Genomic DNA, 20,047 nt, shown 5'->3' with positions numbered 1-20,047 from the left:
TTTGCAATCTCTCTCATAGATTGTATTATAGTTTTTCTAAAATTTTAGTTATGAGCAATAAAGATAGAGTGTTTATATTTGATACTACTATGCGTGATGGTGAGCAATCGCCAGGTGCGTCTATGAGTTTAGAGGAAAAAATTCAAATTGCTAGAGTGTTTGATGAATTAGGTATCGATATAATTGAAGCAGGTTTTCCTATAGCTTCACCAGGAGATTTTGAAGCTGTTTCAGAAGTAAGTAAAATTTTAAAAAATTCTATTCCTGCAGGACTTTCAAGACATTCAGTAAAAGATATTGATAGAGCTTATGAAGCTCTAAAACATGCGCCAAGATTTAGAATACATACATTTATTTCTACAAGTCCATTACACATGAGGCATAAATTAAATATGTCTCCAGAGGATGTTTATGAATCAATTGGAAAACATGTTGCTTATGCAAGAAAATTTACTGATGACGTTGAGTGGTCTTGTGAAGATGGAACAAGAACTGATATGGATTACATGTGTAAAACTGTAGAGCTTGCAATTAAAAATGGAGCTACAACAATTAATATTCCTGATACAGTTGGTTACACAATACCATCTGAATTTACTACAATTATAGAAACTTTATTAAATAAAGTTCCAAACATTGATAAAGCAATTTTATCAACTCATTGTCATAATGATTTAGGTTTAGCAGTCGCTAACTCATTAGCTGGCGTTCAAGCTGGGGCAAGGCAAATTGAGTGTACAATAAATGGTTTAGGTGAAAGAGCAGGAAATGCTGCACTTGAAGAAGTTGTGATGGCAATTAAAACAAGACCTGATTTAATGCCTTATGATACTGGAATTAATACGACACTTTTAAGTAAAGCCTCTAAAATTGTTTCAAACGCAACAGGATTTCCTGTTCAATATAACAAAGCTATTGTTGGAAAAAATGCTTTTGCACATGAAGCAGGAATTCACCAGGATGGAATGTTAAAAAATAGACAAACCTACGAAATAATGACGCCTGAAAGTGTGGGTGTCAAACAAACATCATTGGTTATGGGAAAACATTCTGGAAGACATGCGTTTAAAGATAAATTAAACAGCTTAGGTTATCCAGATTTAACAGATGATGTGGTTGGAAATGCGTTTGCAAAATTCAAGGTCCTAGCAGATAAGAAAAAACATGTTTATGATGAAGATATTATTGCATTAGTAGATGATAGTTTAATCGTAGATAACAAAGTAAATGCAATTACTCTTAAATCATTAAAAGTTTTTGCTGGAACAGGAGAACCACAGAAAGCGGAAATGACTTTGGATGTTCATGGAGATGTCAAAAATGCAACAGAAACTGGAGATGGTCCAGTGGATGCAATATTCAAATGTATAAAGACTCTTTATCCTCATGATGTTAACTTGCAACTTTATCAAGTTCATGCAGTTACAGAGGGAACAGATGCACAAGCAACTGTGAGTGTGAAAATTGAGGAAAAAGGCAAAACAACCGTAGGTCAAGCAGCTGATACAGATACTTTAGTAGCATCAGCAAACGCCTACATAAATGCATTAAACAAAATGATAATTAAGCGAGATAAAACAGCTCCAATGGAGCAAGAAAGTCAGAAAGTAAGAGGGATATAATGGGATTATTTAGCAGTGTTAAAAAAATATGGAGCCAAGATATGGCAATTGATCTTGGAACAGCAAATACACTTGTAGTTTTAAAGGGTCAAGGTGTAGTTCTTAATGAACCTTCAGTTGTTGCAATAGTAGATCAAGGTGGTAAAAAAAATGTATTAGCAGTAGGAGATGAAGCGAAAACAATGCTTGGAAGAACTCCTGGTAATATTAGTGCAATTAGACCTTTAAGAGATGGTGTCATTGCAGATTTTATAGTTACCGAAGAAATGATTAAACATTTTATTAAAAAAGTTCATAAAGGCAGTACATTTGCTAATCCCAGGATTTTAATTTGCGTACCAACTGGCTCAACTCCTGTTGAAAGAAAAGCTATTCAAGATAGTGCTTTAGCAGCGGGTGCAAGAAGGGTTCAATTAATTGAAGAACCAATCGCAGCAGCTATTGGAGCAAATCTTCCAATTTCTGAAGCAACTGGCTCAATGATTGTAGATATCGGAGGGGGCACAAGTGAGATTGCAGTCATGTCTTTAGGTGGATTAGTTTATTCAAAATCTTTAAGAGTTGCAGGCGACTCAATGGATACCGCAATAGTGGATTATATGAGAAGAGAATATAATTTGTTAATTGGTGATACTACTGCTGAAAAAATAAAGAAGGAAATGGGAACAGCTGTTCCAACTGGAACAAATACTTATCCAGTTAAAGGAAGAGATTTAAGATCAGGTACACCTAAGGAAGTTAATATTACAGAGGAAGATACTGCAGAAGCACTAAATGATATAATGAAACAAATGGTTGGTGCAATTAAAGATGCATTAGAAAACACACCACCTGAGTTGTCAGCTGATTTAGTTGATATGGGTTTAACTTTAACAGGAGGTGGTGCTTTGTTAAAAAATATTGATAAAAGGTTTTCTAAAGAAACAGGCTTACCAGTTCATATAGCAGATGATCCATTATCTTGTGTTGCTGTTGGCACGGGTAAAGCTTTGGATCAAGAAGAAACTTTTTCTACTATGTTATCTGAATATTAGGAAAAATGGCTACTGGCAGAGATGATTTTGTAATTGCCATCAGGTCAGCTTTTTTAAAAAAAAAAGACAAACAAAAATTTTCATTACTCACTCTAATTTTTATATCAATTTTTGTTATTGTCTTAAGTAATCTTAATTTTAAAGCAATACAATTTGTTAAATTAGGAATTAATGAAGTAATTTATAGAACTTCTTATATTGTATCTATTCCAGAAAATAAATTAGAAGAAATAACTTCCAAACTTAAATTACATATAAATTTATATGAAAATCATCAGAAAGAATTAATTAAAGAAGATGATTCTGAGCAACTTAAATTACAAAATGAGTTTTTAGTTTCAGAAAATAAAAGGCTTAGAGAGTTACTTGATGAAAGTATAAATTCACAAGAAATATTTGCCAGGGTTTTAATTGATAAAGACAGTCCATATTTAAAATCGGTAGTATTAAATAAAGGCACAAAAGATAAAGTAAAAATTGGAATGGCTGTTGTTGATGGCGCTTATCTCGTTGGACAAATAATTGAGGTAAATTATACTAACTCTAGAGCATTGTTATTATCTGATCTTAATAGCAAAATACCTTCTGTATTAGCCCCTAATGATGTACAAACTGTCGTTTCTGGAACTGGAAAAAATTTTGGAATAATTGAACATACTCAGTATGTTTCTAAAAAAGAGATAAATGAAAAAGAAAGAGTAGTTTATACCTCTGGTCTTGGAGGTTTATTTAAACCTGGAATTCCAATTGGAAAAATGAATATTAGCTCAAATGGAATTGTCAATTTCTTTTCTGACTTCACTCAGTTGAGTTATGTAAAAATAGTCTCTTATAAATCTGGCGGAGAAGAATAATGTCATCACTAAATAAAAGTCCTTTTTTTAGAATTGTTTTATCTTATCTTCCTTTAATAATGTTATTTTTCTCTGTATTTAATGAATTTGATTTTAATTACTTAAAACTTGATTATTTTGCCTTTAATTTTGTTCATCTTTTAATTTTTTTTTGGACATTAAGAAATCCAGATCAACTTGGTTATCTTGCAATCTTCTTTGCTGGTATAATTAATGATGTTGTAATTGGAATACCAATAGGAATAAGTAGTTTCTGTTACCTTATTCTTTGTTCAGTAACAGCTTATATAAGAAATATTACTTTAACTCCAAACTTTATGAAAGACTGGATATCATTATTATTTACAATTTTATTAATAAACTCAATTCAAATAATTATTTTGGATTTAGTTTTTTTAATTGAAGTTGATTACACTAATTATTTAATTAATTCTGGATTTTCCTTTTTATTTTATCCTATATTTTTTGTATTTTTTAATTTTTTAAACGAAAGAATTTCATTTCAAACAAATGATCAAATCTAATTCAGGAATAAGAAAAACAGATGTGATTAATAGGCGGATGTTCATAATCGGAGCAGCAAAAATAGTAGTATTTGCTGGTATCGTTGCCCGCTTATTTTCTCTTCAAATAAATGAAAATAAAAAATATCTCACACTCTCAGACAAGAATAGAATTAGAGAATGGAAACTCCCTCCTACAAGGGGAAATATAGTTGATTATTTTGGAAATGTTATTGCAGGTAATTTGAAAGTTTACCAATTACATATAATTCCAGAGCAAGTTGAGAATTTCAATTATTTATTAGTTAGATTGAAAAATCTTTTAAATCTAAGCGATAAAAAAATTGCAAGAATAAATAAATTAAAAGCAGAGTTAAAACCGTGGGATAGTATTATTGTATCTGAAAATTTAAGCTGGAGTCAATTTGTAAAAATAAATAATTATTTATACGATCTTGTAGGTGTTAAACCTGTTATGACAATCTCTAGAAACTATCCATTCAATGATGTATACACTCACGTTCTTGGATATGTGAGTCAACCAAATGAAAAAGAAATTTTAAACAATCCAATCATCCAAGAAAGATTTGTACCTGGGATGAAAATTGGAAAATTAGGCTTAGAGAAGAGACTTGAAAATCATTTAATTGGAACAAATGCAATTCAACGATATGAAGTTAATGCTTACGGCAAAAGAATTAATCAACTTGAGCATCAAAAAGGAAACCAAGGATCAAAAATACGTTTAACTGTAGACACAGAAATACAAAAAGCTTGCAGAGAATTGTTAAATGAAAAAGCAGGATCAATAAGTGTAATGGATATCTATACAGGTGACATTATTGCAATGTATTCATCTCCGTCTTATGATCCAAATTTATTTTTATTCGGTATAAGTCAAGATGAATGGCAATTAATTAGAAACAATCCTTTAAAACCGTTAATTAATAAAACTCTTTCAGGCCTATACTCTCCAGGTTCAACTATAAAACCAATAGTTGCTCTATCAGCATTGGAAAACAATGTTATTGATACAAAGTTTAAAGTTAAATGTACAGGAAAGATGGAGTTATATGGACAAACATTTCATTGTTGGAAAGAAAAGGGACACGGTTGGGTTAGTTTGAAAAATGCAATGAAACAATCTTGTGATACTTATTTTTATGAAGTTTCAAGATTGTTAGGTGTTGATCGATTAAATATTACAGCTGAAAAGTTTGGTTTAGGTAAAAAAGTACTTGGTGAATATTTTGATAATGAAAAAAAAGGGCTATTCCCTAATACAAAATGGAAAAAAAATAATCTTGGAAGAGGTTGGGTATTAGGTGAAACTCTAATAACAGGTATTGGCCAAGGCTACATACAATCAACGCCTTTACAACTTTGCATGATGACAGCACAAATCGCAAATGGTGGATATGCAATCAAACCTAAGATAATTGTCGATAGTAATCCAATTTCTTATGAGGATGCAAAACAATCAATGGAAAGTGGGTTATTATTTGATTCAAATTCTGATTCTCTATTAGACAAAAAGCTATTTAAAAACAAAAAAAATATTAAAATTGTTCAAGAAGCTATGTTTGCTTCAACAAATGAAAGATTTGGAACATCTTATAAATCAAGAATTGATGATCCCAAGTATCAATTTGCAGGAAAAACTGGAACAGCACAGGTTAAGAAAATAAGTAAAAGAGAAAGAGAATTAGATTTAGAATTAGAGCAAATACCTTACAAAGATAGAGACCATGCGTTATATGTTGCTTATGGACCTTATATAAATCCAAGATATGCTTTAAGTATAATTATAGAGCACGGTGGCTCAGGAAGTAAGGCAGCAGCACCTATAGCAAAAAAATTATTTAAATTAATTATTGATAGACATGAATTAAGAAACAAACAATCAAATTTTGAGAGGATTACAATTTAAATGTTTCAGCATGATAGATTGAATAGTGAGATTACATTACTTCAAAAAATAAAAAACTTAGACTATACATTGTTAATCTCTGTTACCCTACTTTCTGTAATAAGTGTTTTGGTTATGTATTCTACTGATGGGGGCGAAATACTATTTCATACCAAAAATCATTTTTTAAAACTTGCAGTTTTTTTTCCATTAATGATTTTTGTTGCTTTTTTTAACATAAAATTTTGGCACAATTTTTCTTATATTATCTATTTCATAGTAATGCTTTTATTAATTTACGTCTCATTTTTTGGGATTAAGGCCTCAGGTTCACAAAGATGGATGGATGTATATTTTTTCGTACTTCAGCCCTCTGAATTAATGAAAATAGCAATTATAATGTGTCTTGCTAAATATTATCACAGATTGAAAATTGAGAATGTAAATTCATTCACCAGTATTACAATTGTTTTGTCAGTTATAATAATTCCTACTATTTTTGTAGTTTCTCAGCCTGATCTTGGCACTTCAATACTTATTGCATTGAGTGGATTAATTATATTATGGCTAGGTGGGGTAAAAATTAAATATTTTATATATTCATTTATTACTTTCTTAATTTCATTGCCGTTTATAATTTCTTTCTTAAAACCCTATCAAAAACTAAGAATACTTACTTTTTTAGACCCAGATAGAGATCCATTGGGTGCAGGATACCAAATTATACAATCAAAAATAGCAATTGGCTCAGGTGGTCTTGATGGAAAAGGTTTTTTAAAAGGGACACAGAGTTATTTAGATTTTTTACCTGAAAAACATACGGATTTTATATTCACCTTATTCTCAGAAGAGTTTGGGTTTGTTGGTTCAGTTGGACTTCTAATATTATACTCAATTATAATTTTTAGAATTATAAGAATAGGGTCCATCTCAAGAAGTAATTTTGCAAGACTTTTTTGTTTTGGATATGCTTTTGCAATTTTTATTTATATTGTAGTAAATTTATCTATGGTTTTGGGTCTGCTACCTATAGTTGGTTCTCCATTACCAATAATGTCATATGGTGGTTCTTCAATGTTAGCCACTATGATTGGATTTGGTATAGTATTGAGTGCAAAAATTAATCATAAACAAATGATTGCATAATTTGTCACTCTCTTAATTTAATTTTTAATTGTATAACAAACCTATGAATAAAAATACTAACGTAGGAATAGTTGGAGCAGGGATTCAAGGTGTGTCTAATGCTTTGTTTCTTCAAAAAAAAGGTTTCGATGTAACTATCTTTGATAGGGATAACCCAGGTAGCCAAGCCGCCTCTTATGGTAATGCAGGTCACTTTTCACCATATGCATCTCTTTCTTTAAACAGAACTGATGTTCTAGCAGATGTGCCTGCAATGTTGCTTAGTTCTTCAGGTCCACTTGCTTTAAAATGGAATTATGTTCCTAAAATGATTCCATGGTTTATAAAATTTATAATGAATACTACTAAAACTAAGATGATGCATACTGCTAAAAATATGCACCAAATTTTAGATCTAGCTTTACCCGCATATGATGAATTATTTGAAGAGATAAACCTAGAAGGTTTGGTTGAAAACAAAGGAATTCTATATATATGGAACGATAAAGATCTAAAAAGTAGAGAATTAGAAATTAAAGTTAGAGATGAATTAGGAGTTGAACAACAATTAGTCACTAAAGCCGAAATACACGATCTTGAACCACATATTAAACCATTTTACCATGCTGGTGTATATTATCCTTATGCAAGACATGCAAGAAATCCAAAAAAAATTCTTTTAAAATTGTTTGATTTATTTTTGCAAAAAGGTGGAAAATTTAACAAAGTAAATATTAAAGATATTATTTTTGATGAAGAAAAACCAGTTTTTAAAACTGAAACTCAAAGTTATGTTTTTGATAAAGCAGTAATAGCTTGTGGGGCTTTTTCAAAAAAATTAACAGATAATCTTGGTGAAAAAATACCCTTAGATACAGAGCGTGGATACCATGTTCATTTCAAAAATTGTGATCATTTATTAAGTAGACCCGTAATATTTTCCAATCGTGGATTTGGAATTACACCGATGGAACAAGGTTTAAGAGTTGTTGGAACTGTAGAATTTGGTGGATTAGATAATCCATTATCTAAATCAAGAGTTAAAAATTTGATAAATAATGCAAAATACATGCTTGGTGATTTACCAGAGCATGAGGACGAATGGCTAGGTTTTAGACCAACTTTACCAGATTTTTTACCTGTTATGGGGCCATCAAAAAATTACAAAAATATTTATTATTGTTTTGGGCATCATCATTTAGGATGGACTTTAGGTCCAATTTCTGGAAAGATTGTTTCAGGGATGATAGCGAACGAAAATACAAATTTAGATTTAAAACCTTATAGTTCGCTTAGATTTAGTTAAGTGACTAAAGATAATAATTTTTTAGCTTATTTATATCTATTTTTAACAGTAACTTTCTGGGCAGGAAATTTTGTAGTAGGTAAACTTGCAAGTTTTTATGAAGTTCCACCTTTTTCATTAAATTTTTATCGATGGTTTTTTGCTTGGTTAATTTTAGCACCTTTTACAATTCCTGAAATATTAGAGAAGAGAAACTATATAATTAAAAACTATAAACTTTTTATTGTTTTGGGAGTTACTAGTATAACGGTATTTAATTCAATTGTTTATTATTCATTAAATTTTACTCAGGTGATTAGTGGAGTTTTAATGATTTCAACTATACCTGTGATGATCATGTTGTTTTCTTCAATTTTAAAAATTGAAAAGACAAATATTTTTCAAATTATAGGGGTAGTATTTTCTTTTGGAGGTGTAATTATGATTATAACAAAAGCAAATATTGAGATATTGAAAAATTTAGATTTTAATAAAGGGGACATAACCATGGTTATAGCAATGTTTTCATGGGCATTATATTCAACTTTATTAAAGGGAAAACAATATGAGTTATCTCAAATATCATTACTTCAAGTAGTAATTACTTTTGGTTTAGTATTTCTAATACCAGTTTATTTTATTGAATATCAAATTGGGTTTAGAATTAATTTAGAACTACCTTTTATTTTAATTTTATCCTATGTAGTTTTGTTTCCAGGTTTGGCATCTTTTCTTTTATGGATAAAAGGAATATCCATGATTGGTGCTAATCGCTCTGGTGTTTTTTTACACTTAATGCCAATATTAAGCGCAATAATGGCAATGATTTTTTTTAGTGAAAAATTTATGTTTTATCATATTTTAGGCGCTTGTTTTATTATTACAGGAATATTGTTATCAAATAAGAAAGTTAAAAATGCTTAAAGTTGCTATATTAGATGATTACCAAAATGTTGCTCAACAGTTCGTAGATTTAGAAAAATTATCTGGGAAATACGAGTTTAAAATTTTTAGTGAACCTTTTTTAGACGAGGCTGATGCAATTGATCAGCTAGCTGATTTTGAAGCTTTATTAATAATGAGAGAAAGAACTCCAATCACAAAAAATTTAATTGATAATTTAAATGATTTAAAATTTGTAATCACAAGTGGATTACGTAATAGATCTGTTGATTTAGAAGCTGCAAAGAAAAGAAAAATTACAGTTTGTGGTACAGATATAAATTTAAACCCAACACCTGAATTAACTTGGGGGCTAATTCTTGGTTTAGCTAGAAATTTTAAAGAGGAGTTTGACAATATGTATCAAGGTTATTGGCAAACTACAATCGGAGTAGAATTAAAAGGAAAAATCCTAGGCTTAATTGGTCTAGGCAGAGTAGGTACAGAAGTTGCAAAAATTGGAAAAGCATTTGGAATGCAAGTAATGGCTTGGAGTGAAAACTTGAGCTTAGATAAATGTAAAGAATTAGACGTATTACCTTGCAGCAAAGAAGATTTAATTACAAATTCTGATGTACTTTCAATTCATGTTCAAGGAGGAGCAAGATACAAAGATTGCATTACTTTAAAAGAATTGGATAAAATGAAAAAAACAGCTTTTTTAATAAATACTTCAAGAGGACCTATTGTAAATGAAGATGATTTAATTATTGCTTTATCAACAAATGTAATTGCTGGTGCAGGTATAGATGTTTATGATAAAGAACCTCTACCAGAGAATAACAAACTTAGATTTTTACCTAATGCGCTTCTTACTCCTCACATAGGTTATGTAACAGCTGAAAACTATAGCATTTTTTACAACCAAATGATTGAAGGACTAGAGGCTTGTGTGAATGGAAAGCCTATTAGAGTGCTAGAGTAAAAATGGAGCTACCTGTTGTTAATCACGAGGATTATTTTGCTAAAATTGGTGATGATCATAAATTTCCAATTAATAAATTTGGAGAGCTAGCAAACTACTTAACTCAAAAAAAAATAGTAAATAAATTTCATAAACCTTCAGCCTGTTCATTTGAAACATTAAGCTACGCACATTCAAAAAATTATATTTTAGATATTAAAAATAAAACTTTAAGCAAAGAAGGAGTTAAAAAAATTGGATTTCCACTTGTAGATAGTGTTGTTCAAAGGTCGTTAGTTGCTACAGGCGGTACTGTTTTAGCATCTAAACTTGCAATCAATTATGGTATCTCATGTAACACTGCAGGAGGTAGCCATCATGCAAGTTATAATGGTGGAGCAGGTTATTGTGTATTTAACGATGTAGCAGTTGCTGCGCATTATTTACTCAATAGAGGTTTAGCAAATAAAATTTTGATTGTTGATTTAGACGTTCACCAAGGAAATGGAAATTCAGAAATCTTTAAAGATAATAGAAGTGTTTTTACTTTTAGTATGCATTCTAAAACTAACTATCCAGCAAAAAAATCAAACAGTGATTTAGATGTAGAGCTAGAAGACAATTTGGAGGATGGTGCTTATATAAAAACACTTAAACATTATTTAAATGAGCTTAATCAAGAAAATTTTGATTTTGTTTTTTATATAGCGGGTGTTGATATTCATTTTAATGATAGATTAGGTAAATTAAAAATTTCTGATGAGGGTATTAAATTAAGAGATGAGCTAGTAGTAGAAAACTTTTTTTCTAGACGAATACCATTTTGTGGAGTTTTGGGTGGTGGTTATAATAAAGATTTTAATAAACTTGTTGAATTACACTCAATGTTACATCAATCTTGTGCTAAATATATAGGATCATGACAAAAAAAATAAATCCAAATTTAACCGCTGAGCAAAAATTAATTTTATTCGAGGAAGGCACTGAACGTGCTGGATCAAGTGAACTTAATAACGAAAAAAGGGAGGGAAGTTTTCATTGTGCAAACTGTGATGAAAAATTATTTGACTCAAATACTAAATATGAAAGTGGATCGGGTTGGCCTTCTTTTTACAAATCTTTGCCTGATGTATTTGAAACTAAAACAGATCACCACATAGGATACGCAAGAACTGAATATCATTGTAAAAAATGTGGAGGCCATCACGGTCACATATTCGATGATGGACCTGAACCAACTGGTAAGCGATTTTGTAACAACGGAGTTTGTTTAGTGTTCAAACCAAAGAGTTAAATTTAATGTTAGAAGATATTGATATAAACAATGTAAAAAATTACTTAAAAAGTCTCTCAAAAAACTATGAGCAAAATTTCCTTAAAATTGAAAATTTTATTAAATCTGAAGTAGATAAAATACAACAATTAAAAAATTCTCAAAAAGCTGTAATTCCAGAAATTGATTTCAGTGAGTTAGATCAACCAAATATTGATTTTATAGAAAATGTAAAAAAAAGAGGATGTCTTATAATAAGGAATGTATTTGAGGATAAAGCGATCTTTGAACTAAATACTCAATTAGAAAAATATATTGATGAAAATAACTACTATGAAGATCAACAGGAAAAGTCTGATTTAGACAAATATTTTAGTGATCTGAAATCTGCAAAACCTCAAATTTATGGTCTTTATTGGTCAAAAGCTCAAATCGAAATTAGACATTCGGAGAAAATGGCTAAAGTTAAGAAATGGTTAAATAATCTTTGGCTTTATAAAAATGATGAATATGAAGTCTTTAATCCAAATAAAGAACTATCTTATGCAGATAGAGTAAGGAGAAGAGAGCCAGGAGACAATACCTTAGGTTTATCTCCTCATTGTGATGCTGGATCCATTGAGAGGTGGACTGATAGTTTTTATCAAAAAATTTACAAAAAAATATTTGCTGATAGTTTTGAAAAATTTGATCCATTCGATGCAAAATATAGAGACAAAACAAAAGAATTTGAGTCTCCAGCGGTTGCTCATGTTTTTAGAACATTTCAAGGATGGACAGCATTAACTGAGCAAGGACCAAGTGATGGAACTTTACAATTAATACCTATCTCAAAAGGTATTGCATATGTTTTAACACGAGCTTTACAAGATGATGTTCCAAAAAATGAACTATGTGGATCAAAATTAGGTAGAGCTTTATCTGTAAACAATGAATATCATTCTTTACTTTTAAAGGGATTAGTTTCAATTCCAAAGATGAAACCAGGAGATACAGTTTGGTGGCATCCTGATGTTGTGCATGCTGTTGAAGATAAACATTCAGGTAAAAATTATTCTAATGTAGTTTATGTTGGTGCAACACCTTACTGTAAAAAAAACCTAGATTATACTATAAAACAATCGAAAAAATTTTTAGAAGGCAAGAGCCCACCTGACTTTGCTCCTGAAGATTATGAGATCAATTACAAAGGTAGAATTAAAATAGGAGATTTAAGTTTATTAGCTAAGAAACAATTAGCTTTAGAAGATTGGAATTAATTTTTTAGACGATCTTGTAGTTTATTTTCTTTTTCTAATGCTCTAACTTCATCATAACCACCGATATGCTCTTCATCAAAAAAGATCTGGGGAATTGTTCTTTTACCATTTGCTTTTTTAATCATTTCATCCATTGCTCCATCAACTTTTGAAATATCAATTTCATTATATGTTGCATTATTTCTTGCCAATAATCTTTTAGCAGCTTCACAATAATTGCAAAAGGGACCTGTATACATTGTAATTTTTTTCATGAATTATAAATAATCACCTTTTTTAATTTTACTAGTAATTTCTTTTCTAGAGTATTCAAACTTTTTGCGGTGTTTTATACTTTTTTGATTTACTCTTTTTCTCCATAATCTGAAAGATGATGGTTTTAGAGACCTTCTCATAATTTTAATTACATCAGATTCTTTCTTCCCAGTTTTTTTTTCAATTTCCTCAAAAGTTATCCTATCTGCCCAGGCTGCCCAAATGATCCAATCAGGATCGTCCATTTTGGGTTCTGGATTTTTGACTTTAGTAATTGGCCTGTGACCTTTTTTTTTCATAAATCCTTTATATTTGAAAAAAATATTTAATGCATTTTTTTTAGCCTCTGATATTATCTTTTAGATAGTCCTTCTTAGCCATCTTTAGCTCCCGGTTTTTAAGGACTATCTTTTTTTATGCTCCCCCTAGATTTTATACTTTATTTACAGATAATTATTTTTTTATTTATTACACCAGGAACTCCCAGGATTGTAATTATCTCTTATTCAATGAATTATGGAGTCGGAAAATGTATTTGGTCTGCATTAGGAGACGTAACTGCAAATTTGATTCAGGCAACTTTAGTTATTTTTGTAATTGGATCTTTTTTTTCAGAGAACTCAATAGCACTTAATGCGTTTAAATGGATCGGAATAGTTTATTTATTATATTTAGCTTATGATATTTATAAATCTCGACCAAAAAGTATTTCAAATCAAGGAGAAATAAAAAAAAGTAACTTATCTTTTTTTAGAGATGGTTTTTTAGTTGCTGGTACAAGCCCTAAGGCTTGGATGTTTTTTCCTTTTATTTTTCCTCAATTTATTGACTTTAATTCTAATTTATTGGCTCAATTTGTAATTTTAATTACAACTTACATCGTTTTAGATTTTTTATCTTTGATTGGCTATGCAATGCTCGCGCAAAAATTAATAAAGTGGATAACTGCTAATCCAAAAACGATTAATACAATTTCTGCGAGTGTTTTAGTAATTATTGCCGTAATAATTGTTGTAACTCAACAATATTAATTAGATTTGGCCTTTATTGCCACTTGCATAAAATAAAATTTCTTTATTTAATCATTATATAATTAATTAATTAAAGAGGAAATAAAATGAAATTAAATAAAATAATTTTAAGTTTTGTTTCTGCATTAGTAATTTTATTTTCAACTTCTGTTGCATCTTTTGCAAAAGTAGTTGGAGACAAAATTATTTTAGGTGCTGCGATTTCCTTAACTGGTAAATACTCATCTAATGGTGTTCATACTCAAAATGGTTATAACATGGCCGTTGATAGAATTAACAGCATGGGTGGTGTTAAAGTTGGTGGAAAGACTTATAAGTTTGACATTATTTATTACGATGATGAATCAAATCCTAAGAGAGCTGCACAGCTTGCAGAAAGATTAATATCACAAGATGGTGTTGAGTTTATGCTTGGCCCTTACAGTTCTGGTTTAACTAAAGCGATTGCACCAGTAACTGAAAAATATGGTGTTCCAATGGTTGAAGCAAATGGTGCATCTAGATCTTTGTTTACAAAAGGTTACAAATATCTATTTGCTGTATTAGCTCCAGCTAATCTGTATCTTGATGTTGCTATCGATTTAGCAGTTGAAAAGAATAATGGAAAACCAGTGACAGTAGCAATGGCATTTGAGCAAGATGCGTTTTCTCAAGATGTTAGATTGGGAGTTTTAGATGCAATTAAAAGAACTGGCTCAAAAAAAGTAATTGATGATAAATTACCAAAAGAGTTAAATGATATGGCTGCAACATTAGTTAAAGTTAAACAAATGAAGCCAGATGTTCTTGTTGTATCAGGTCATACAAAAGGTGCACTTACTGCAATTAGACAAATTGCTGAAATGAAGGTAGATGTTCCAATGTTAGCTATGACTCACTGTGATGCTGCTAAGCTATCAAAACAGCATGGCAAAAACTCACAATACGCATTATGCGCTTCTCAATGGCACAAAACATTAACATATAAAGATAATTTCTTTAAAGATGGAATGACTTATGCGGCTGACTTTGAGAAAGAGTTTGGATATGATCCACCTTATCAATCTGCAGAGTCTTCTGCTGCGTTGTTAGTATTTAAAGATGCTTTTGAGAGAGCAAATTCGTTTGATCAGAAGAAAGTAAGAGACGCTCTTGCAGCTACTAACATGCAAACATTCTATGGAAATATTAAATTTGCACCTGGTGGTCAAAATGTTGACAAACCAATGGTACTTTTCCAAGTAATGTGTGATGACTCAGGAAAATGTGAGAACAAAGTTGTTGCGCCAACTAAATGGGCATCAGCTAAGTTAATACATCCTGTTCCTAAGTGGTCAGAAAGATAAAATAAAAAATATTAAAGCCCCCTAGTATCAGGGGGCTTTTTTTTATATAACCCAAATACTTTTTATGGATTTCATGGTTTTCCAATATCCGATGATAACAGTCCAAGCTTGCTTGGATGGAATTCTTCTTGGAATTTTATTTGCATTGATCGCGTATGGGATGGCTCTTCAATGGGGAGTAATGAATATCATTAACATTGCACAAGGAGATCTTGTTATTCTGGGAGGATATATTGCTTATTTTATGTATCTTTATGGAATTCATCCAGCATGGGGTGTGATTGTTGCACCAGTAATAATGTATTTCCTTGGAGTTTTAATTTACAAATTAGTTATTAATAAAGTAGTAGATAGAGACTTGTTTATCTCCATATTAGCAACTTTTGGAATAAGCATTCTGTTCATGCAATTAATGAACTTTGCATTTGGAGCAGACGTTGTTCTTGCAAACTCAGATTATGGAACAACAATGTTGTTTAACAATAATGTTGTATTGCCAAACTCAAAACTGTTTTCAGCTTTTATAAGTATTTTATTCGCAATATGTTTAGTAATTTATATGAAAAAATCTAAGCTTGGACGTGCAATTAGAGCTACCGCACAAAATGCAAGAGCCGCTAAGATTTTAGGCGTTGACACAGAAAAAGTTTATGCCGCAACATTTGGAATTAATGCTGCTCTTTGTGGTGTTGCTGGAGCATTAATTTCTATAACTTTCACAATTCACCCTTACATGGGATTACCATATACAATTCGATCATTTATGATCGTTATTGTTGCTGGCTTAGGAAATTTACCAGGAGTTGCAATGTCTGGTATGGGCCTTGGTGTGTTTGAAGAATTTGCAGACTATATTTTAGGAACAGAATTTAGAATTGGTTCTGTGTTTTTACTATTGGTATTAATTTTAGTTTACAGAAGATTTAAACTTTCAAGAAAAAGAGAGTACTTAAAATGAAAAAAGTTGAAATTACAGATGATACTGGAAATATCATTAAAGTTGATATCAAAAAATTCAAAAAACATTTAGATGAGTATCATTTAAATGGATCAAGCGTACATGAAGAAAATGGACATTACTTTACAGTTGATCAAAAATTTAGAGATAAAATAAACAGCTTATATGAACAGGAATAATTTAATTTTATACTCTGGTATTTTGATTTTTGGTTTAGCAGCACCATTCCTTTTTCCTGCTTTTAAAGTTCAGTTATCAATACTATGCGTGTTGATAGTTCTGGCGACTACTTGGAATATTCAAGGTGGTGAGATGGGTTATAATTCGTTTGGAAATATTTTGTTCTATGGTCTTGGGATGTATCTTTGTGCATCGGTTCAAGTTGGGATGTTCTTTCCATTAGCGGAATGGACGGAGAGTGGTGGTGAAAAAACATTTGTTCATACTCCTGCTCAATTTTTTCAAGGAATGGCTGTTGGGTTAATTGTTGCAGCTATAGTTCCAACAATTATTGCTGGTTTAATTGGATACTCAATTTTAGGTCTGAGAGGACATTACTTCGCAATCTGCACATTGGGTTTAGGAGTTGCAGCAGGTGAAATTTCTGGAGGTATAGAAATTATTGGTGCAGGTCAAGGATTTACAACACCTCCATTTCCAGACGTTGGGAGTTTAGAGGCAAGAGGAGAGTTTTTTTATTTCTTGAGTTTCTTTACTTTAATTCTGACATTTATTGCAGTGCGTTCAATTTATTCTACGAGATTTAAATTAATACTTAATGCTATCAGAGACAATGAGGATAAAGCTGAAGCAATGGGTATTGAAACAATGAAATATAAAATTATTGGCTGGATGATCTCAGCTTTCTTTTGTGGATTAGCCGGTGGAATAATGGGTGGATTAGTTGGCTACATAGACTCTACAGACGTTGCTTTTGATGGAAGAGAGATGGGTGTATTCATGGTATTGATGGCAATACTTGGAGGAAAGGGAACACTTTGGGGTCCGATTATTGGTGCAACTATATTCCATATATTTAAAGAAGGTTTTTGGACATTCTTTTTAGGTTGGCAGTATGTTGCTCTTGGAGTTTTGATTGTAGTAATTGTAATTTATTTCCCAGAAGGAATTATGGGATGGTTAAGAGAAAAATATCCAGAACGTTTCGGTGAAGTAGTTGATGAAAAAGATCGTAAAGCACAGGTAGAACTTAAATGAGTATTTTAGAAGTAAGCAATGTAAGTAAATCATTTGGTGGTGTTAAAGCTAATGTTGACATCTCAATGAATGTTGAAAAAGGTAAAATAGTTGGATTAATTGGGCCAAATGGTTCAGGCAAAACTACATTATTTAATTCAATTGTAGGGACTTACCCTATAGATAATGGATCAATTAAATTTAATGGTAAAGAAGTTTCTGAGTTGCCAGTTCCAGTTATTGCTAAGTTAGGACTTCTAAGAACGTTTCAACAAACTAGAATTTATGGAAAACTTAATTGCATAGAAAATATGCTAATTAGTCACAAAGGTAGTGATGCAAATTTAATGAAAATATTTTCTAAAATTCCAAAAGAATTGACTGAAAAAGCAGAAAATCTATTAAATTTTGTAGGATTATATCAAAAAAGAAAGCTAAGGGCAGGAGATCTATCTTTTGGTCAGCAAAAATTATTAGAATTGGCAATGGCATTAATGAATGAACCAGAGATGTTACTGCTAGATGAGCCTACAGCTGGAATTAATCCAACTCTAATAAATGGTATTATTGATAGATTAATTAAAGTAAACCAAGATTTTGGAATAACACTTTTAGTGATTGAGCACAACATGAGAGTAATTATGCAATTAGCTGAAAATATTTTTTGTTTAGCTCATGGTAAAATGTTGGCTAATGGATCACCAGATGAAATTAAAAATGATAAACGTGTCATAGATGCATATTTAGGAGCACAATAATGGCTAATCAATATGAAGTATTAGGAAAAGCTCCAACACCAGATGATTTAAAAAAATTATCTCCAAACGAAGTTCATTTAACTATTAAAAACTTAAACGCAGGTTATGGAAAAATGGAAATTTTACATAACTTTGATTTATTCGTAAATAAAGCTCAGTCTTTATGTTTAATTGGTCCTAATGGTGCAGGCAAATCTACAATTCTTCATTCAATTTATGGTTTTACAAATATTTTTTCTGGTCAAATTGAACTTGAAGGAAAAGAAATTACAAATCTTACCCCAGCAGAAAAGTTAAAGTCAGTTGGTATAGCTTATATTTTACAAGACAACTCTGTATTTCCAGATATGACAGTAGAAGAAAATTTATTAATGGGAGGATACATAAAAGAAAAAACAGATGAATCATTTGAAGAGGCTGAAAGAATTTTTGAAAAGTATGAAAGGCTAAGAAATAGAAGAAACCAACCTGCAAAAGTTTTATCTGGAGGTGAGAGAAGATTACTGGAAATATCAAGAGCTTTAGTTATGAAACCATCAGTACTTTTAGTAGATGAACCATCTATTGGACTTGAACCTAGATATATTGAAATGGTTTTTGAAATATTAAGAGATCTTCAGCAAAATGAAAAAAAAACAATTATTCTAGTTGAGCAAAATGCCAAAAAAGGATTAGAGTTTGCAGATATTGGATACGTTTTGGTATCCGGGCAAACTGCAATTGCAGGTAAAGGAGATGATTTACTTCAAAATCCTGATGTTGGTAGACTGTTCCTAGGTGGATAATGATTAAAAAAAATTTTTTCTTTAAAGGATATAGATCTATATTTACTCATGATAGTCCAGCTATAGCTCTTACTTGTTGTTTTATAGCAATCGGAGCTCTATTTAAAAATTTAGGTTTTAATATTCAGGAAAGTATTTTTTCAACTGTTTTAACTTATGCTTTACCAGGCTCACTAGTAATGGCTGAGTCCATGTTAATTGGAGCATCTTTGTTAAATATTTTTTTGGCTGTATGGATTGTGAATGCGAGACTTTACCCTATGGCTGTATCTTTATTTCCGTTAATGATGCATAAAAGTCAACCTAAGTGGAAGTATTATTTTTCATGTCATTTCATTGCTATTTCCGCATGGCTAATCATGAAAAGCAATTATAAAAACATTCCAAAAAAACATAGAATTGATTATTGGATTGGTATTGGAAGTGCAACAGTAAGTGTATCAGTAATTGGAACATTTTTAGGTTTCTCTTTTTCAGAACATTTGAATAAAGATATGATGTTGGGTTTAGCAATTCTTAATCCAGTTTATTTTCTATGTATGATGATTGGTGCATCTAAAACCATACCAGTGACTCTATCAGTTTTATTTGGAACTATATTAGGACCAATTATTTATTTACTCTCACCAGAGTGGTCAATTTTGATAGCAGGTATAATTGGTGGAACCTTAGCTTATCTAGTAGGAGAGCACAGTGTCAGCTAATATTGTTTACGCAATCATTGTTACGTCTTTAGCAACTTTTTTGTCTAGATTTTTGGGCGCTCTAACATCTGAGGGTATTAAAGAAACTTCCAAGGTTTTTAAGTGGTTTAATTGTTTAGCCTATGCAACTTTGGCAGCACTAATAGCTAGAACTATAATTTTTCCAGCTGGTGTTTTGGCAGATGCTAGTTATTACAGTAGATCAATTGTTGTGTTTTTATCCTTATTTGTTTTTTTTATTTCTAAGAAAAACTTTGTTTATCCAACAATTTTCTCAGCTATTTGTATGGCAATAATTAACAATTATATCTGATTAAATTGATT

At 30.8% G+C, this 20,047-nt stretch carries 23 protein-coding genes; 21 read left to right on the top strand and 2 right to left on the bottom strand.

Annotated features, from left to right (window positions below; genetic code table 11):
* Positions 1-50: 50 nt before the first annotated feature.
* Genes ACTT9X_RS05375 through ACTT9X_RS05320 form a run of 12 tightly spaced genes read left to right on the top strand, consistent with a single transcriptional unit; the run spans position 51 to position 12,710 of the window.
* Positions 51-1,622: a 2-isopropylmalate synthase gene (locus ACTT9X_RS05375; protein ID WP_440934610.1), complete on the top strand. Its 1,572-nt coding sequence runs from the start codon at positions 51-53 to the stop codon at positions 1,620-1,622.
* A complete protein-coding gene (locus ACTT9X_RS05370) occupies positions 1,622-2,656 on the top strand; it encodes a rod shape-determining protein (RefSeq protein WP_440934609.1) in 1,035 nt (344 codons plus the stop codon). The genes ACTT9X_RS05375 and ACTT9X_RS05370 overlap by 1 nt, the downstream gene beginning before the upstream one ends.
* 5 nt (positions 2,657-2,661) lie before the next feature.
* Positions 2,662-3,510 carry a rod shape-determining protein MreC gene (mreC, locus tag ACTT9X_RS05365; protein ID WP_440934608.1) on the top strand — a complete coding sequence of 283 codons (849 nt, stop codon included), beginning with the start codon at positions 2,662-2,664 and terminating at the stop codon, positions 3,508-3,510.
* Positions 3,510-4,034 carry a rod shape-determining protein MreD gene (mreD, locus tag ACTT9X_RS05360; protein WP_440934607.1) on the top strand — a complete coding sequence of 175 codons (525 nt, stop codon included), beginning with the start codon at positions 3,510-3,512 and terminating at the stop codon, positions 4,032-4,034. Before mreC ends, mreD begins: the two co-directional genes overlap by 1 nt.
* A complete protein-coding gene (gene mrdA, locus ACTT9X_RS05355; RefSeq protein ID WP_440934606.1) occupies positions 4,021-5,943 on the top strand; it encodes a penicillin-binding protein 2 in 1,923 nt (640 codons plus the stop codon). The genes mreD and mrdA overlap by 14 nt, the downstream gene beginning before the upstream one ends.
* Positions 5,944-7,068 carry a rod shape-determining protein RodA gene (gene rodA / locus ACTT9X_RS05350; RefSeq protein ID WP_440934605.1) on the top strand — a complete coding sequence of 375 codons (1,125 nt, stop codon included), beginning with the start codon at positions 5,944-5,946 and terminating at the stop codon, positions 7,066-7,068.
* A 43-nt stretch (positions 7,069-7,111) separates the two neighbouring features.
* On the top strand, positions 7,112-8,353 hold the full coding sequence (locus ACTT9X_RS05345) for an NAD(P)/FAD-dependent oxidoreductase (protein ID WP_440934604.1): 1,242 nt from the start codon (positions 7,112-7,114) through the stop codon (positions 8,351-8,353).
* The gene (locus tag ACTT9X_RS05340) at positions 8,354-9,256 is read left to right on the top strand and encodes a DMT family transporter (RefSeq protein WP_440934603.1); all 903 of its coding nucleotides are present in this window, start codon (positions 8,354-8,356) and stop codon (positions 9,254-9,256) included.
* On the top strand, positions 9,249-10,199 hold the full coding sequence (locus ACTT9X_RS05335; RefSeq protein ID WP_440907553.1) for a D-2-hydroxyacid dehydrogenase family protein: 951 nt from the start codon (positions 9,249-9,251) through the stop codon (positions 10,197-10,199). The genes ACTT9X_RS05340 and ACTT9X_RS05335 overlap by 8 nt, the downstream gene beginning before the upstream one ends.
* 2 nt (positions 10,200-10,201) lie before the next feature.
* The gene (locus ACTT9X_RS05330; protein WP_440934602.1) at positions 10,202-11,101 is read left to right on the top strand and encodes a histone deacetylase family protein; all 900 of its coding nucleotides are present in this window, start codon (positions 10,202-10,204) and stop codon (positions 11,099-11,101) included.
* Complete coding sequence (msrB, locus tag ACTT9X_RS05325; protein ID WP_440934601.1) at positions 11,098-11,472, top strand: peptide-methionine (R)-S-oxide reductase MsrB; 375 nt, start codon at positions 11,098-11,100, stop codon at positions 11,470-11,472. The genes ACTT9X_RS05330 and msrB overlap by 4 nt, the downstream gene beginning before the upstream one ends.
* Positions 11,473-11,477: 5 nt before the next feature.
* Entirely contained in the window at positions 11,478-12,710 is a 1,233-nt protein-coding gene (locus tag ACTT9X_RS05320; RefSeq protein ID WP_440934600.1) for a YbiU family protein, read from the top strand.
* Here the strand turns inward: ACTT9X_RS05320 and grxC are convergent.
* Together grxC and ACTT9X_RS05310 are read right to left on the bottom strand one after the other, a co-directional pair.
* Positions 12,707-12,964, bottom strand: a complete 258-nt coding sequence (grxC, locus tag ACTT9X_RS05315) for a glutaredoxin 3 (RefSeq protein ID WP_440907557.1) — start codon at positions 12,962-12,964, stop codon at positions 12,707-12,709. The two genes, ACTT9X_RS05320 and grxC, sit on opposite strands and share 4 nt — an antisense overlap.
* 3 nt (positions 12,965-12,967) lie before the next feature.
* Complete coding sequence (locus ACTT9X_RS05310) at positions 12,968-13,264, bottom strand: TIGR03643 family protein (RefSeq protein ID WP_440907558.1); 297 nt, start codon at positions 13,262-13,264, stop codon at positions 12,968-12,970.
* Positions 13,265-13,381: 117 nt separating this feature from the next.
* Here ACTT9X_RS05310 and ACTT9X_RS05305 point away from each other — a divergent pair, with 117 nt between their 5' ends.
* The 9 genes from ACTT9X_RS05305 (at position 13,382) to ACTT9X_RS05265 (ending at position 20,036) form a co-directional block, all read left to right on the top strand.
* Positions 13,382-13,996: a LysE family translocator gene (locus ACTT9X_RS05305; RefSeq protein ID WP_440934599.1), complete on the top strand. Its 615-nt coding sequence runs from the start codon at positions 13,382-13,384 to the stop codon at positions 13,994-13,996.
* A gap of 86 nt (positions 13,997-14,082) precedes the next feature.
* Entirely contained in the window at positions 14,083-15,321 is a 1,239-nt protein-coding gene (locus ACTT9X_RS05300; RefSeq protein WP_440907560.1) for an amino acid ABC transporter substrate-binding protein, read from the top strand.
* 64 nt (positions 15,322-15,385) lie between these two features.
* A complete protein-coding gene (locus tag ACTT9X_RS05295; RefSeq protein WP_440907561.1) occupies positions 15,386-16,279 on the top strand; it encodes a branched-chain amino acid ABC transporter permease in 894 nt (297 codons plus the stop codon).
* Positions 16,276-16,458, top strand: a complete 183-nt coding sequence (locus ACTT9X_RS05290) for a hypothetical protein (RefSeq protein ID WP_440934598.1) — start codon at positions 16,276-16,278, stop codon at positions 16,456-16,458. The genes ACTT9X_RS05295 and ACTT9X_RS05290 overlap by 4 nt, the downstream gene beginning before the upstream one ends.
* A complete protein-coding gene (locus tag ACTT9X_RS05285; RefSeq protein WP_440934597.1) occupies positions 16,445-17,497 on the top strand; it encodes a branched-chain amino acid ABC transporter permease in 1,053 nt (350 codons plus the stop codon). The genes ACTT9X_RS05290 and ACTT9X_RS05285 overlap by 14 nt, the downstream gene beginning before the upstream one ends.
* Positions 17,494-18,234: an ABC transporter ATP-binding protein gene (locus ACTT9X_RS05280; protein ID WP_440924954.1), complete on the top strand. Its 741-nt coding sequence runs from the start codon at positions 17,494-17,496 to the stop codon at positions 18,232-18,234. Before ACTT9X_RS05285 ends, ACTT9X_RS05280 begins: the two co-directional genes overlap by 4 nt.
* The gene (locus tag ACTT9X_RS05275) at positions 18,234-19,019 is read left to right on the top strand and encodes an ABC transporter ATP-binding protein (protein WP_440924955.1); all 786 of its coding nucleotides are present in this window, start codon (positions 18,234-18,236) and stop codon (positions 19,017-19,019) included. The genes ACTT9X_RS05280 and ACTT9X_RS05275 overlap by 1 nt, the downstream gene beginning before the upstream one ends.
* Entirely contained in the window at positions 19,019-19,723 is a 705-nt protein-coding gene (locus ACTT9X_RS05270) for an AzlC family ABC transporter permease (RefSeq protein WP_440928055.1), read from the top strand. The genes ACTT9X_RS05275 and ACTT9X_RS05270 overlap by 1 nt, the downstream gene beginning before the upstream one ends.
* The gene (locus ACTT9X_RS05265; RefSeq protein WP_440934596.1) at positions 19,713-20,036 is read left to right on the top strand and encodes an AzlD domain-containing protein; all 324 of its coding nucleotides are present in this window, start codon (positions 19,713-19,715) and stop codon (positions 20,034-20,036) included. The genes ACTT9X_RS05270 and ACTT9X_RS05265 overlap by 11 nt, the downstream gene beginning before the upstream one ends.
* Positions 20,037-20,047: the final 11 nt, after the last annotated feature.

The sequence above is a fragment of the Candidatus Pelagibacter sp. genome (assembly GCF_052049855.1).
Lineage (GTDB): Bacteria > Pseudomonadota > Alphaproteobacteria > Pelagibacterales > Pelagibacteraceae > Pelagibacter.
This window is presented reverse-complemented; position numbering and strand designations above follow the sequence as displayed.